The sequence below is a fragment of the Actinomadura atramentaria DSM 43919 genome (assembly GCF_000381885.1).
In the GTDB taxonomy this organism is placed as follows: domain Bacteria; phylum Actinomycetota; class Actinomycetes; order Streptosporangiales; family Streptosporangiaceae; genus Spirillospora; species Spirillospora atramentaria.
Genome location: NZ_KB907223.1, coordinates 81,227 through 95,126 on the forward strand (window position 1 = coordinate 81,227; position 13,900 = coordinate 95,126).

The 13,900-nt window shown below is 73.8% G+C and carries 13 protein-coding genes and 1 pseudogene; 5 read left to right on the forward strand and 9 right to left on the reverse strand.

All coding sequences use genetic code 11. From position 1 onward, the window contains the following. Together G339_RS41225 and G339_RS0128335 are read right to left on the reverse strand one after the other, a co-directional pair. Positions 1–414: pseudogene (locus G339_RS41225) on the reverse strand (hypothetical protein); the annotation flags it as partial. 491 nt (positions 415–905) lie between these two features. Further along, positions 906–1,331: a nuclear transport factor 2 family protein gene (locus G339_RS0128335; protein ID WP_019634443.1), complete on the reverse strand. Its 426-nt coding sequence runs from the start codon at positions 1,329–1,331 to the stop codon at positions 906–908. 79 nt (positions 1,332–1,410) lie between these two features. On the opposite strand from G339_RS0128335, the gene G339_RS0128340 reads away from it, so the two are divergent. After that, the gene (locus tag G339_RS0128340) at positions 1,411–2,037 is read left to right on the forward strand and encodes a TetR/AcrR family transcriptional regulator (protein WP_019634444.1); all 627 of its coding nucleotides are present in this window, start codon (positions 1,411–1,413) and stop codon (positions 2,035–2,037) included. Between the two features lie 137 nt (positions 2,038–2,174). On the opposite strand, the gene G339_RS0128345 is transcribed toward G339_RS0128340, so the two are convergent. After that, positions 2,175–3,320: an acyl-CoA dehydrogenase family protein gene (locus G339_RS0128345; RefSeq protein ID WP_019634445.1), complete on the reverse strand. Its 1,146-nt coding sequence runs from the start codon at positions 3,318–3,320 to the stop codon at positions 2,175–2,177. A 67-nt stretch (positions 3,321–3,387) separates the two neighbouring features. Between G339_RS0128345 and G339_RS0128350 the strand changes: the two genes are divergently transcribed. Further along, on the forward strand, positions 3,388–3,999 hold the full coding sequence (locus G339_RS0128350) for a TetR/AcrR family transcriptional regulator (RefSeq protein ID WP_026341853.1): 612 nt from the start codon (positions 3,388–3,390) through the stop codon (positions 3,997–3,999). A 4-nt stretch (positions 4,000–4,003) separates the two neighbouring features. Here G339_RS0128350 and G339_RS0128355 read toward each other — a convergent pair whose 3' ends face one another. Further along, positions 4,004–4,834 carry a DUF4253 domain-containing protein gene (locus G339_RS0128355; RefSeq protein ID WP_019634447.1) on the reverse strand — a complete coding sequence of 277 codons (831 nt, stop codon included), beginning with the start codon at positions 4,832–4,834 and terminating at the stop codon, positions 4,004–4,006. Positions 4,835–5,044: 210 nt separating this feature from the next. After that, positions 5,045–6,388, reverse strand: coding sequence for a threonine/serine exporter family protein (locus G339_RS0128360; RefSeq protein ID WP_019634448.1), 1,344 nt, complete (start codon positions 6,386–6,388; stop codon positions 5,045–5,047). A gap of 126 nt (positions 6,389–6,514) precedes the next feature. Between G339_RS0128360 and G339_RS0128365 the strand changes: the two genes are divergently transcribed. Further along, a complete protein-coding gene (locus G339_RS0128365; RefSeq protein ID WP_019634449.1) occupies positions 6,515–8,008 on the forward strand; it encodes a CocE/NonD family hydrolase in 1,494 nt (497 codons plus the stop codon). 19 nt (positions 8,009–8,027) lie between these two features. Here the strand turns inward: G339_RS0128365 and G339_RS0128370 are convergent, their stop codons facing one another. Then, positions 8,028–8,696 carry a TetR/AcrR family transcriptional regulator gene (locus tag G339_RS0128370; protein ID WP_019634450.1) on the reverse strand — a complete coding sequence of 223 codons (669 nt, stop codon included), beginning with the start codon at positions 8,694–8,696 and terminating at the stop codon, positions 8,028–8,030. After that, positions 8,696–9,916, reverse strand: coding sequence for an acyl-CoA dehydrogenase family protein (locus G339_RS0128375; RefSeq protein WP_019634451.1), 1,221 nt, complete (start codon positions 9,914–9,916; stop codon positions 8,696–8,698). Before G339_RS0128375 ends, G339_RS0128370 begins: the two co-directional genes overlap by 1 nt. A gap of 45 nt (positions 9,917–9,961) precedes the next feature. On the opposite strand from G339_RS0128375, the gene G339_RS0128380 reads away from it, so the two are divergent. Both G339_RS0128380 and G339_RS0128385 read left to right on the forward strand, forming a co-directional pair. Next, positions 9,962–10,711, forward strand: coding sequence for an SDR family NAD(P)-dependent oxidoreductase (locus G339_RS0128380; protein ID WP_019634452.1), 750 nt, complete (start codon positions 9,962–9,964; stop codon positions 10,709–10,711). A 210-nt stretch (positions 10,712–10,921) separates the two neighbouring features. Continuing rightward, complete coding sequence (locus G339_RS0128385) at positions 10,922–11,878, forward strand: quinone oxidoreductase family protein (RefSeq protein WP_026341854.1); 957 nt, start codon at positions 10,922–10,924, stop codon at positions 11,876–11,878. A gap of 4 nt (positions 11,879–11,882) precedes the next feature. Here G339_RS0128385 and G339_RS0128390 read toward each other — a convergent pair whose 3' ends face one another. Together G339_RS0128390 and G339_RS0128395 are read right to left on the reverse strand one after the other, a co-directional pair. Beyond that, on the reverse strand, positions 11,883–12,551 hold the full coding sequence (locus G339_RS0128390) for a response regulator (protein WP_026341855.1): 669 nt from the start codon (positions 12,549–12,551) through the stop codon (positions 11,883–11,885). Positions 12,552–12,560: 9 nt separating this feature from the next. Continuing rightward, positions 12,561–13,832: a sensor histidine kinase gene (locus tag G339_RS0128395; protein ID WP_019634455.1), complete on the reverse strand. Its 1,272-nt coding sequence runs from the start codon at positions 13,830–13,832 to the stop codon at positions 12,561–12,563. Positions 13,833–13,900: the final 68 nt, after the last annotated feature.

Sequence of the window (13,900 nt, forward strand, 5' to 3'; positions counted from 1 at the left end):
GTTCTCTGTTCTCTGTTCTCTGTTCTCTGTTCTCTGTTCTCTGTTCTCTGTTCTCTGTTCTCTGTTCTCTGTTCTCAAATATTTATTGTAGCCGATTCCGTGCGGCATGAGGACAATGGGTGCGGTGATCTCGTGCAAATCGCCGCTGTGGCTCGCGGCGATGGCCAGGTCGAAACGCGTGCTCACCGCCTGCTTCCAGGGAAGGGTGCGCGCGCCCAGTTCGGTGAGGGCGTCCGCCACTCCGTCGTCGAACGCCGAAGCCGCTATGCGCGTGAACAGCACGTGGACGCGCGTGTCGTTCTCGAACACCGTCAGGACGTCCAGCAGGCGGGCGATGCTCGTCACCGAGTGCGCGACCGCGAGGACCTTGCGCGTCCGGCCGAACGTGGACCAAGAGTCCGAGCCTTCTCCCACGGGAACCCGGACCCACGTGTTCGGAGCTGTGGTCACTTCCCGCCCTCGCCCCTCGCACTCCGCCCGCAGATTCCGCGTGAGACCTTACCGCCGGACTGCTGCGTTCCGTCGAACGGGGTTGGCGTCCGGGTGCCCAGCCGACTCGCGCGGAAGTATCTCCCACTCCTGCGCCCTGTTCAGGTGAATGCCTTCCTGGCCCCTTTCCACATAATCTCGCGTCCAGCAACGCCAGGAAAGCGGCGGCGATGGTTCTCGACCGCCCGAACTGCGCGCCGCCGGCGCACCGTATGGCGCATGATCCGCCTCGGACGCCCGCCCGTCATCTGACGACCAGGCGGTGTTTCGAAGTCCCGGCCCACGGCCCTGTGCGAGCGCCGCATCGCTTCGCGATCTGGCCGGTGAAGCTCGCCTCCGGCTTCGCTTCACCGGCCAGTTGACGCACCCGCGCTGGGGCTGAGGCACTTTGAGGCAGACCCTGGGCCCGAGCCGTGTCACTCGTCGCCGCTCGTCCCGGCGTCGGCGTTGTCCTCGGCCGTCGGCAGGGTGCGGGTGGCCATGTGCGCTTCGCGCAGGCGCCCGTCCGCGGTGAACCGGCCGAAGTAATGCACCTCGATGGCGAGGTCCTTGCCGCGCTGCCGGACGTGGAGCGTGTACCGCGCGGCGACGCGGTCGCCGTCCGCCAGCGCCTCGTGGACCTCGACGCGGCTCTCGGGACGGTTCTTGCGCACCGGCCGGGTGTGCGCGATGAGCCCGGCCCGGTCGATCCGGTGCCCGTCGGCGATCTGGACGACGTCCGGGGCGTGGTACCGGTCGACGACCGTTTCCGCGGACTCGTCACCGGTGAGCAGGTCGCGGGTGAACGAGGTGAGGAAGTCGGCGAGGAACTGCCCGGGATCAGCGCCGTTCAGTGAAGGCATGGTCTTCCCTCCGGGAGTCGTCAGAACTCTTACACGCTGTAAATTATCGAGGCGCGGCAGTTCTGACAAGATGTAAGAGATGAGTACGTCCGGAGAGCACCGCCGACGCGCCGACGCGCGCCGCAGCCGCGCCGCCATCCTGGCGGCCGCGGTGCGCGTGCTGAACACCGATCCGGAGGCCGGCATGGAGGCCGTCGCCGTCGCCGCGCAGGTGACGCGGCAGACGGTCTACGCGCATTTCCCGTCGCGGCGGCTGCTGCTGGCGGCCGTACTGGACGACGTCACCCGGCAGGCCGTCGCGGCGATGGACGCCGCGCGTCCGGACGAGGGACCGGCCGCGGAGGCGCTGTGGCGTCTCCTGGACGCCTCCGTCCGGACGGCGCGGGAGCATCGGCTTTTGCTCCAGGCGGCGAACGCGGTTCCGCGCACCGCGCCGGTCGAGCACGAGCTGCACGCGCCGGTCGCCGACCGCATCGCGCGGGTGATCGGGCGCGGCCGCCGGAACGGGGAGTTCGACGGCGGCCTCTCCGACGCGTGGCTGGTCACGGCGGTCATCGCGCTGGGGCACGCCGCCGGCGAGGAGGTCGCCGCGGGGCGCACGACCGACGAAGAGGCCGCGGGCGAGTTGCGCGCCAGTCTCGCGCGGCTCCTCGGCCACCGACCGCCGTCGCACGCGGACGGCGCTGTTTCTGATCCGGGACACTAGTCCCGCCACGGTCGCGGCGGGACTGCGGCGTGCTGCTGTGACCAGGTCGGACGGCGGCGATTTCGCTACCCAGGGTATTTCCTGGGCTTGGGCTCACAATCTGGCTGACATCTCGTCAGCCGTTGCCGCTGGTCAGGCTACAAGCCAGCGGAGCGGCCGATGATTTCTTTCATGATCTCGTTGGAGCCGGCCCAGATCCGGGTTACGCGGGCGTCCATCCAGGCTCGGGCGACGCGGTATTCGCGCATGTAGCCGTAGCCGCCGAAGAGCTGGACGCAGGCGTCGATGACCTGGTTCTGGACATCGGAGGTCCACCATTTGGCCTTCGAGGCGTCGACCGAGTCGAGGTCGCCGGTGACGTGGGCGGCGAGGCACTGGTCGACGAACGCCTGGGCGACGTCGAGCTTGGTGATGAGTTCGGCGACGAGGAACTTGTTGTGCTGGAAGTTGCCGATCGCCTGGCCGAAGGCGCGGCGCTCCTTGACGTAGGCGATCGTCTCGTCCAGGACGCCGCGCGCGTGGGCGACGTTGGCGATGGCGCAGGAAAGGCGCTCCTGCGGCAGCCGCTCCATCATGTGGATGAAGCCCCGGTCCAGTTCGCCGATGACGTGGGAGTCGGGGACGCGGACGTTCTCGAAGAACAGCTCGGACGTGTCCGCCTCCGGCTGCCCCACCTTGTCGAGTTTCGTGCCGCGCGTGAAACCGGGCGTGTCCGCCTCGACGCCGAAGAGCGTGATCCCCTTCGCGCCGCGTTCCGGGGTGGTCTTGGCCGCGACGATGACCAGATCGGCGTGCCCGCCGTTCGTGATGAACGTCTTCGAGCCGTTGACGACCCACGCGTCGCCGTCGCGGACGGCGGTCGTCTTCAGCGCCGCGAGGTCGGAGCCGCCGCCCGGCTCGGTCATGCCGATCGCGGTGATCAGCTCGCCGGAGCAGAAGCCCGGAAGCCATTTCGCCTTCGCCTCGTCGGTCGCGAGTTCCAGGAGATAAGGCGCGCAGATGTCGGTGTGAATGCTGACGATCGAGTTGTACGCCACCGCGACGCGCGCCAGCTCCTCGCCCACGACCGCGTTGTAGCGGAAGTCGCCCGCCGCCTGCCCGCCGTACTCCTCGGGGACCTGCATGCCGAGGAACCCCTGGCGGCCCGCCTCCAGCCACACCTCGCGCCTGAGCATTCGCTCAGCGCGGATGTTCTCGTCCAGAGGGAGCAGCGTGCGCTCGACGAACTCGCGCACGGACTCGCGGAACAGTTCGTGGTCGGCCTCGAAGACGGTGCGGCGCATGGGCGGGTACCTCCCGGTTCGTAGTGATGCGCCGCCAGTGTACTGAGCGCTCGCTTAGAATCGGCCCGTGACTCCCGAGGACGAGATGTGGGCCGCCGTGACCCCCGAGGCGTCGCGGCGCATGCTCGCCGCCGCCGTGGACTCCTTCGCCGAACTCGGCTACCACGGCACGTCCACGCGGCACATCGCGGCGGCGGCCGGAATGAGCGCGGGCGCCCTGTACGTCCACTACCGGACCAAGGCCGACCTGCTGTTCCGCATCGCCGAACGCGTCCACGCCTCGGTGCTCGCCGCGCTGGAGGACGCGCTGGACGGCGTGGACGGCCGCCCCGAGCGCGTCCGCGCGCTGATGTACGCGTTCGCGCGCTGGCACGCCCGCCACCACCGCGCCGCGCGCGTCATCCAGAACGAGCTGGGCGCGCTGGAGCCCCCGCACGCGGTTGAGATCGCCGCGCTGCGCCGCCGCGTCCGCGCGCTGCTGCACGACGAGGTCCAGGCCGGGGCGGCGGCGGGCGTCTTCGACGTCGCGGACGTCCCCGGCACGAGCCGTGCGCTGGCGTCCCTGGCCATCGACGTCTGCCGCTGGTACCGCCCGGACGGCCCGCGCACCCCCGACGAGATCGGCGCCCTCTGCGCCCACCTCGCCCTGCGGATGCTCGCCTCCGGCCCGGCCGACTAGGCGGTCAGTCCCACCAGAACGACCACCACGTCTTCCCGCGGATCTCCTCCGCGTACCCGGCGAGGGTCCCCGGCCCCTGGAACAGGATGTCCGGGCAGAACGCCCAGTGCTCCGCCGCGACCTGCAGCGCGTGCCGCGACGTCACCGGCGGCCCCGCCACGCTCAGCTCCAGCGTGTTGAACCCCATCCCGACGACCCGCGCCCCGAACCGCTCCTCCCAGCTCCGCACGACGGCCGACAGCGGCGCGGTCCACTCGTTGTGGTTGAGCGCGCCCTGCCAGCCGACGGCGGTCAGCGCGTCCGCGCCCCGCTCGACGGCGACGAGCCCGAGCGACAGCCCGCGCCCGGCGAGCGCGCGGGCGTGCCGGTCGGCGACCGCGCCGGGGTCGTCCATCGCCGAGCCGCGCGGCGCGGGCCCGGGACAGTCGAGGCCGAACGGCGCGAGGTCGTCGACGTCCTCCTGGGTGGCCTGCTCGGCCCAGTCGCTCCACACCTCGGACATGAACGCGATGGGGGCGTAGTTGCCGACGTCCTCGACGGGCTCGGGGGCGACCTGCCCCGCCGCCCACGGCTGGTCGGACTCGTCCAGCAGCAGCGGCCACAGCCCGGACCGCTCGTGCTCGGCGCGCAACCGCGCCCAGACCTCGCCGCCGACGGGCTCGTCGCTCACCCAGAACGCGGGGCGGAGCTGGAGCTGGCGCTGCGGATAGCCGGGATCGGGCCACACGACGTCGCCCGGGGGGAGCGGCGTCTGAAGGACCCGGCCCGCGGCGCCGTCGGCGAAGAGCTGCGGCAGGTTGCCGGGCAGCCGGGGCCGCAGATCGAGGTCATCCATTTCACGCCGTTCCGGTACAGATCATGCCAACAGGATCTTGACACTTCGGGAATGGTAACGGCGATCGGGCTCATTCCGGGGTCGACCTGCGACGTTCGCGGCCCGCCCGGCCCGGCGCGGCTGGCGGCGCGCCGCTCCGTGCCAGGTCACCGGCCCGGAGACGCACCGGCCCGGCCCGGTCACGATCTGGTAGCGGCCCCGCTCCGGGGGTCAGGCGCGCGCCCGCCGGGGCCGCAGCACCCGCCGCGCGGGCCGCACCAGCCGCAGCAGCTCCGCGCCGACGTACACGCCCGCGCCGATCGCCAGCGCCGTCGCCATCGCCTCGACGAGGATCAGCACGCCGCGCGGCGCGGACCCCGTCGTGAGCTGGAGCATCCCCCGGTACATCAGCGAGCCGGGCATCAGCGGCGCGATGCACGGCGTCACCAGGACGAGCGCGGGGATCCCGCGCCGCCGCGCCAGCGCCGTCCCCGCGACGCCGACGAGCGTCGCCGCCACCGCCGTCGCGGGCGCGGCGGGCAGGTCGAGGTGCCGCAGCTCCGCGTACGTCCACCAGACGAGGACGCCGCCCGCCGCCGCGACCGGCAGGTACCGGCGCGGCACCAGGTGGTAGACGGCGAACGCCGCCGCGATGAGCGCCGCGCCGAGCGTCTGGGGGAGGGCCAGGCTGGACGGCGCCCGCGGCAGGTCCCCGAGCGAGACGGGCGCGCCGAACCGCGCCGCCGCGTACACCACGCCGCCGATGCCGCTGAGGATCGCGGTGATGGTGAACAGCACCTCCACCAGCCGCGTCGTGCCCGTCACCAGGTCGCCCGCGATGCCGTCCTGCATCGACACCACCAGCGCGCGGCCGGGGATGTGCGCGATGACGACGCCGACGATGACGCCCTCGGGCCGCACGCCCGCGCCCGACCACACCAGCGCGACCGACACCAGCGTCCCGATCGCGGCGGCGACGGCGGCCTGGAAGAAGTCCGCGACGCCGCGCCGCCCGAGCCACGCCCCGGTCCGGTCGCCGAGCAGCGTCGCGACGAACGCGGCGGCCATCGCGACCGCGCCGCCGCCGACCAGCGCCGCGCCCGCCGCGCCGAGCAGCGACAGCGCCCCGGCCAGCGCCCAGCCCGGGTACCCGGCGGGCCGCCCGATGACGTCGCCGAGCGCGAACCGGGCCGCGGCGAGCGGCAGCGCCCGCGCGGCGGCGGCCTCCACCAGCTCGTGGACGGCCAGCAGCCGCCCGTAGTCGGGCAGCCGCCGCCGCACCCGCCGCTCGGCGGTGACCGGCGGGCGGCCGCCGCGCGGCCGGTAGGACAGCGCGACCGCCGCGAGCGTCACGTCGATCTCGGTGTGCGGGAGCCCGTAGGCGCGGGTGAGGCGGCGCATCGCCAGGTCGACGGCCTCGGCGGTCTCGCCGCCCGCGAGCATCAGCTCCCCGACGCGCAGCGCGAGGTCGAGGGTCGCGTAGGCGTCCGCGCCGACGCCGGGCTCGTGCCCGCCGCGCAGCGCGGCCTCCATCGCGGAGTAGGCGTCCGCGCCCTCCCCGGGATGCTCGGTCACGGCGACCGAGCGTAGCCCGCGCGACCTGCGGGTTCGCGGAGCCGCGCGGGGCCCGGCCTGGATCGGGATCGCCGCCGGTGATAAAAATCAGGTGCTTATTACCGACCCCACCCCCCGGAGCCCCCAGTGCCACGCCGCCACGTCCTGCCCGCCGCGGTCGCGGCCGGGCTGCTCGCCGCGCCCCTCGCCGCCGTCCCCGCGCACGCCGACGCCCCCGCCGGGGGCCGCACCGCCGAGGTCGAGTCCTACGACGGGACGAAGATCGTCACCTACTTCTTCCCGGCGCGCGGCCTCGCGGCGGGCGCGAAGGCCCCCACCGTCCTGCTCGGCCACGGCTGGGGCGGTCGCGCCGCCACCGACGTCGCCACCGGCGACCTCGCCGCGCTGACCGGCGCGGGCTACAACGTCGTGACGTGGAACGCGCGCGGCTTCGGCTCCGGCGGCGAGGCCAACGTGGACCGCCCCGAGATCGAGGGCCGCGACGCCGTGAAGCTCATCGACTGGACGGCGAAGCAGCCCGAGGCCCAGCTCGACGGCGCGGGCGACCCGCGCCTCGGCATGGCGGGCGGCAGCTACGGCGGCGGCATCCAGCTCGTCGCGGCCGGCCTCGACCGGCGCGTGGACGCCATCGTCCCGACGATCGCGTTCACCAACGTCCGCCGCAGCCTGTACCCCGACGACGTGTTCAAGGCGGGCTGGGGCCTGCTGCTGTGCGCGGGCGGCCTGCTCAACGGCAACAAGGTCGCCGGGCCGGTCGTGCGGGGCTGCGGGGAGGGCCTGCTGACGGGCGTCCTGTCGGACAGGACGGCCACCTGGTTCGAGGGCGCGGGCGCGGGCGACCTCGTCAAGAAGATCAAGGCCCCGACGCTCGTCCTCCAGGGCACCGTCGACACCCTCTTCACGCTCCGCGAGGGCATCGGCTTCTACCGGCAGATCAAGGCCAACGGCACGCCGGTCAAGATGGTCTGGTTCTGCGGCGGCCACGGCGAGTGCAGCACGAAGCCCGGCCCGCAGAGCCACCTCACCGACCTCACGCTCGCCTGGTTCGACAAGTACCTGAAGAAGAAGGCCGCGACCGCCACCGGCCCCGGCTTCGAGTACGTCGACCAGGACGGCGTGTACCGCTCCGCGCCCGCCTACCCGCCCGCCGCGACCGGCGCCCTCACCGGCAGGGGCAAGGGCTGGCTGTTCGTCAACCCGCTCGACTCGTCCGGCTCGCAGGTCGCCGCCGCGCCCGCCGGGAACGCGCTGACGATCCCGATCCCCGCGCCGAAGAAGGACGCGCAGGCGCTCGGCGTCCCGCACGTGAAGCTGTCCTACAAGGGCAACGCGGTCAACGACCACACCGCGCTGTACGCGCAGCTCGTCGACCAGGACACCGGGCTCGTCGTCGGCAACCAGGCCACGCCGCTGCCGATCGTCCTGGACGGGAAGGCGCGCACGCTCTCCCGCGACCTGGAGGCGGTCTCCTGGAAGATCGCTCCGGGCAGCCGCCTCGCCCTCCAGATCACGCCCGGGACCGCCCTGTTCACCGGGCAGAAGGCCATCGGGTGGGCCGAGGTGACCGACGCGTCGGTGACCGTCCCGACCGTCGCGCGCGGACCCGTCGCCGCGCAGTGACACCGGCGGCGCTCGGGCGTCAGCGGGCGCGCAGATCCGTCCGCTCGCCCGAGCGCAGCCGGTCCAGGCCGAGCCAGACGAAGTCCATCGCCATCGCCTCGGCCTCCTCGCGCGGCGTGTCCGGATGCTCCAGCCACCACGACACCGACGACAGCATCGAGCCGTACATCAGCGGCACCAGCAGCCGCGCCCGCCGCTCGTTGACGGCCAGCGCCGCCGGGGACAGCGTCGGGTCCGCGCGGCGGCGGCGCAGCAGCAGCGCCGCGAACGCCTCCCCGAGCCGGTCCCGCAGTTCCCGCAGCTCCGGGCCGACCTCCGGCTTGTCGATGTGGCGGACGAGCAGGTTCCACGCGTCCGGCTCGTCGGTCGCGTAGTCGTACAGGACGCGGACCATCGCCGCGATCCCCGCCGCCGAGTCCTGCTCGGCCAGCACCGCCGCGTTCAGCCGCGCGGTCAGGCCCGCGACGACCTCCGCCGACACCGCCGCGAACAGCTCGTCCTTCGCGGAGAAGTGCTGGTAGAGCAGCGCCTTGGACACCCGCGCGGCGGCCGCGACGTGCTCCATCTGCGTCTCGTGGTAGCCGCGCCGCCCGAACTCCCCGAGCGCCGCGCGCAGCAACTGCTCGCGGCGCAGGGCGTGCGGCATCCGCCGCCGCACGCCCGCGTCGTCCCCCGTCGTCCCGGCCATCAGCCGGTGTACTTGGCCAGTTCGGCGCGCGCGACCGACCGGACGTGGACCTCGTCCGGCCCGTCGGCCAGCCGCAGCGTGCGGGCGCCCGCCCACATCGCCGCCAGCGGGAAGTCGTCGGACACCCCGCCCGCGCCGTGGATCTGGATCGCGGTGTCCAGCACCTGCAGCGCGACGCGCGGCGCGATCACCTTGATCGCCGCGACCTCCGAGCGGGCGGCCTTCACGCCGTGGTTGTCGATGAGCCACGCGGTCTTGAGCGTCAGCAGGCGGGCCTGCTCGATCGCCATCCGCGACTCGGCGATCTGCTGCCGGACGACGCCCTGCGCGGCGAGCGGCTTGCCGAACGCCACCCGCGCCAGCGCGCGCTCGCACATCATCTCCAGCGCCCGCTCGGCCATCCCGATCGCGCGCATGCAGTGGTGGATGCGGCCCGGCCCGAGCCGCGCCTGCGCGATGGCGAAACCGCCGCCCTCCTCGCCGATCAGGTTCTCCACCGGCACCCGGACGTCGGTGAACCGGATCTCGCAGTGGCCCTCCTGGTCCTCGTAGCCGAACACCGGGAGCGCCCGGACGATCTCCACGCCGGGCGTGTCCACCGGCACGAGCACCATCGACTGCTGGCGGTACGGGTGGCCGTCCGGGTCCGTCTTGCCCATGACGATGAGGACCTTGCAGCGCGGGTCGGCGGTGCCGGTGATCCACCACTTGCGCCCGTTGACGATGTAGTGGTCGCCGTCGCGGACGATGCTGGTGGAGATGTTGCGGGCGTCGGAGCTGGCCACGTCCGGCTCCGTCATCGCGAACCCGGACCGGATCTCGCCGTCCAGCAGCGGCTTCAGCCAGCGCTCCTTCTGCTCGGGCGTGCCGAACAGGTCCAGCACCTCCATGTTGCCCGTGTCGGGCGCGGAGCAGTTCAGCGCCTCCGGCGCGATGACGGGGGAGCGGCCGGTGACCTCCGCCAGCGCGGCGTAGTCGGTGACGCTCAGCCCGTGCGCCGGGTCCTCGCTGTGCGGGAGGAACAGGTTCCACAGGCCGCGCCCGCGCGCCTCGGCCTTCAGCTCCTCCACGATCGCCGGGAGTTCGTGCGGGCGTCCGGCGGCCGTCAGCTCCCGGCGCTGGGCGGCGTAGACCGGCTCGGCGGGGTAGACGTGCTCGGTCATGAAGGTCTGCAGGCGCTCCAGGTACTCCTGGGCGCGCTCGCTCGGTGCGAAGTCCATGCCGGTATAGTAACTGACGAGTCAGTTACTTGTGGAGGAGGGTCCATGACGGCCGGTTACGACGCGACGGACAAGGTCGCCCTGATCACCGGAGGCGCGGGCGGCATCGGCGCCGCCGTCGCCCGCGCCCTCGCCGGTTCCGGCGCGCGGCTCGTCCTCGCGGACGTCGACGCCGAACGCGGGGCCGCCCTCGCCGCCGAACTCGACGCCGCGTTCGTCCCCTGCGACGTCCGCGAACCCGGCGACAGCGCCGCCGCCGTCGCCACCGCGCTCGACCGCTTCGGCGGGCTCGACCTCGCGTTCCTCAACGCCGGGATCGCCTCCGGGCACGGCCTCGGCGACGACTTCGACCCCGTCGCGTACCGGCGCGCGATGGGCGTCAACCTCGACGGCGTCGTCTACGGAATCCACGCGGCCCTCCCCGCCCTGCGCGCCCGCGGCGGCGGCGACATCATCGCCACCGCGAGCATGGCCGGCCTCACGCCCGCGCCCTTCGACCCCGTCTACGGGGCCAACAAGACGGCCGTCGTCGGGCTCGTCCGCTCCCTCGGCCCGGCGTACGCGAACGAGAACATCCGCGTCAACGCCCTCTGCCCGTCCTTCGCGGACACCGACATCCTCATCCCCCTGAAGTCCCACCTCGAAGCGACGAACTTCCCGATCCTCGACGTGAGCGACGTGGTGGACGCGTTCTTCGGCATCCTCAACACCGAGGGCACGGGGGAGGCGTGGTTCGTGGTCCCCGGCCGCGAGCCCGGCCCGTTCAAGTTCCGGGGAGTCCCCGGCCCCAGGTGAGAACACGAGCGCCCGGCCGCTCGCCTGGCGGCTCGCGGCCGTGCGCGGAGGGCCGCGCCGCTCACGCGCTTGGTGCATCATCGGCGCTGTATGCGCCCGGCCGTGCGCGGGGAGGCCGTGCTGTGCGCGTTGGGTGGCTCACCGGTCCGCGCGAGGCGGTGATCCGACCGCGGCGGCGGGGGTGTCGGTGGGGGTTGATAGAACAGCGGGATGCGTGCTGTTCAGATCACCCAGTTCGGCGGTCCGGAAGTGCTGGCCGTCACCGACCTCCCCGATCCCGTCGCTGGGGAGGGTGAGCTGCTGCTGGACGTGTCGCGGGCGGGGATCAACTACGCCGACACGCACCAGGCCGAGAACAGCTATCTGGCGAAGGCGTCGCTGCCGCTGGTGCCGGGGGCGGAGGCCGTGGGGCGCACGGCGGACGGGCGGCGGGTGGTGGCGCTGCTCGGGTCCGGGGGATACGCGGAGAAGGCCGTCGCCCCGGCCGCGACCGCGTGGGACGTGCCGGACGGCGTGGACGACGTGTCCGCGCTCGGGCTCGTCGTGCAGGGCGCGTCGGCGTGGCTGCTGCTGCGCCGCAGCGTGCATCTCGCGCCGGGCGAGTCGGTGGTCGTCCACGCGGCGGCCGGGGGCGTCGGCACGCTCGCGGTGCAGCTCGCGAAGGCGTGGGGCGCGGGCCGCGTCATCGCGACCGCGTCGAGCCCGGAGAAGCGCGAGCTGGCGCTGGAGCTGGGCGCGGACGTCGCGATCGACCCCGCCGAACCGGACCTCAAGGCCGCGCTGGTCGAGGCCAACGAGGGCCGCCGCGTCGACACCGTCCTGGAGATGACGGGCGGCGCCGTCACCGACCAGAGCCTGCGGGCGCTCGCGCCGTTCGGGCGGCTGGCGTTCTACGGCATGGCGTCGCGGACGCCGCCGCAGCCGGTGCAGCCCGCGTCCCTGATGGCGCACTCGACGACGATTGCGGGCATGTGGCTCGCGCACGTCTTCCAGCTCCCCGGCGACGTGATGCGCACGGCCCTGGACGAGCTGTTCGGCCTGGTCCTGGACGGCAAGTTGCGCGTCATCGCGGGCGGTGAGTACGGCCTGGCCGAGGCCCGCCGCGCCCACGAGGATCTGCGCTCCCGCCGCACCCTCGGCAAGCTCGTCCTCGACCCGGCGCGCTGACCCGCTACCCGGCGAAGCCGTTCTCGTACGCGAACACGACGGCCTGCGTGCGGTCGCGCAGCGCGAGCTTGGTCAGGACGTGCCCCACGTGCGTCTTGATCGTCTGCTCCGCGAGCACCAGCTCGGCGGCGATCTCGGCGTTGGACAGCCCCCGCGCGAGGAGCCGCAGGACGTCGGTCTCGCGCGGCGTCAGCGCGGCCGTCGCCGCGGGACTCGGCCGCTGGTGGCGGCGGCGCCGCGCGAAGTCCCCGATGAGCCGCCGCGTGATGGACGGGGCGAGCAGCGCGTCCCCGGCGGCGACGATCCGCACCCCGCGGATCAGGTCGGCGGCGGACGCGTCCTTCAGCAGGAACCCGCTGGCCCCGGCCGCCAGCGCCTCGTAGACGTACTCGTCCAGGTCGAACGTCGTCAGCACGAGCACCTTGGGCCGGGCGTCGGCGGCGTCCGCCGGGGTGTCGCGGTGCAGCTCGGCCGTGGCGGCGAGCCCGTCCATCTCGGGCATCCGGATGTCCATCACGACGACGTCCGGGTCGAGGCGGCGCGCCAGCTCCACGGCCTCCCGCCCGTCCCCGGCCTGCCCGACCACCTCGATCTCCGCGTCCGAGGACAGCAGCGCGGCCAGCCCGTCCCGGATCATTTCCTGGTCGTCGGCGATGAGCACCCGAATCGTCACGGATGAACCCTAGCCGCCTCCGTACGGCAGGACGGCCGTGACGGACCAGCCGCCGGTCTCGGCGGGCCCGGCGGCGAACGTCCCGCCGAGCATCGCGACGCGCTCGCGCATCCCGACGAGCCCGTGCCCGCCGCCCGCGCGCGACGACGGCGCGGGCCCGGCCGCCCCCTCGTCGCGGACCGCGACGGTCAGCGCGTCGCGCCCGTACCGCAGCTCGGCGGAGGCCCGCCCGCCCGGCGCGTACCGGGCGGCGTTGCTCAGCGACTCCTGCACGATCCGGTACGCCGACAGGTCCACGCCCGCGTCGAGCGGCCGCGGCACCCCGGTGACCGACACCGCGACGGTCAGCCCGGCGCGGCGCGCGGCGGCGGCGAGGTCGTCCAGCCGGGCGAGGCCGGGCTGCGGGGACCGCTCGGCGTCCTCGTCCTCGGCGCGCAGCAGCCCGACGACGCGCCGCGTCTCGGTCAGCGCCTCGCGGGCGGCGTCGCGGACGATCCCGAACGTCCGCCGCGCTTCCTCCGGCAGCCCGTCGATCTTGTACGGGGCGGCCTCGGCCTGCATCGCGATGACCGACATGTGGTGCGCGACGACGTCGTGCAGCTCCCGCGCGATGCGGGCGCGCTCCTCCAGCACGGCGCGCCGTGCGAGGTCGGCGCGGTGGACCTCGGCCTGCCGGGCCAGTTCGCGCTCCGCGGACGTCCGCCCGCCGACCGCGTCGCCGAACACCAGGACGGCCGTGACGAGCAGCGACAGCAGCACCGCGAACCAGCCGGGCATCCCGAGCAGCGACGTCGGGACGATGACGCCCCCGATGGTCAGCGCGCCGACGCCGATCAGCGTCTCCCGCCGCGACTCGCGCGCGGCGGACACCGCGACGAAGTACAGCAGCAGCAGGAACGCGATCCCGCCCGGCACCGGCCACGGCCAGAAGTAGCGCCCGTGCAGCAGGACGCCGCCCGCGAGGAACCCGGCGGCGCTCACCCGCCACGCGGGCAGCGGCCGGAACGGCGCGAACGCCAGCGGGAGGACCTGCGCGATGCCGAGCAGCCACGCGAGCGTCGCGGCGGGCGGCGGGTGGAAGACCTGGAGCGGGATCGCGATGGTCCCGCCGGTGCAGCCGAGCGCGACGAGCCCGACGAGGACCGCCGCCGGGACGCGCAGGAACCGCGCGGCGGGCAGGCCCGCGCCGGGCGGGTCGCCGCCCGCCGCCCGCGGGGACAGGGCCGCCCGGACGCCGCGCCGCAGGCGGGCGGGGGACAGGGCGGTAGGGGAGTCGCTCATCGCGGCGAGCTTAGGCGGTCGCCCGCGGCGGGCGCGTGCCCCTCCGGAGGGAGATCGAGGCCCCGTCT

Coding starts and splice junctions, on each gene's coding strand:
- G339_RS0128335 (WP_019634443.1), bottom strand. CDS start 1,331: ATGCCTTCACTGAACGGCGCTGATCCCGGGCAGTTCCTCGCCGACTTC.
- G339_RS0128340 (WP_019634444.1), top strand. CDS start 1,411: ATGAGTACGTCCGGAGAGCACCGCCGACGCGCCGACGCGCGCCGCAGC.
- G339_RS0128345 (WP_019634445.1), bottom strand. CDS start 3,320: ATGCGCCGCACCGTCTTCGAGGCCGACCACGAACTGTTCCGCGAGTCC.
- G339_RS0128355 (WP_019634447.1), bottom strand. CDS start 4,834: ATGGATGACCTCGATCTGCGGCCCCGGCTGCCCGGCAACCTGCCGCAG.
- G339_RS0128370 (WP_019634450.1), bottom strand. CDS start 8,696: ATGGCCGGGACGACGGGGGACGACGCGGGCGTGCGGCGGCGGATGCCG.
- G339_RS0128375 (WP_019634451.1), bottom strand. CDS start 9,916: ATGGACTTCGCACCGAGCGAGCGCGCCCAGGAGTACCTGGAGCGCCTG.
- G339_RS0128380 (WP_019634452.1), top strand. CDS start 9,962: ATGACGGCCGGTTACGACGCGACGGACAAGGTCGCCCTGATCACCGGA.
- G339_RS0128385 (WP_026341854.1), top strand. CDS start 10,922: ATGCGTGCTGTTCAGATCACCCAGTTCGGCGGTCCGGAAGTGCTGGCC.
- G339_RS0128395 (WP_019634455.1), bottom strand. CDS start 13,832: ATGAGCGACTCCCCTACCGCCCTGTCCCCCGCCCGCCTGCGGCGCGGC.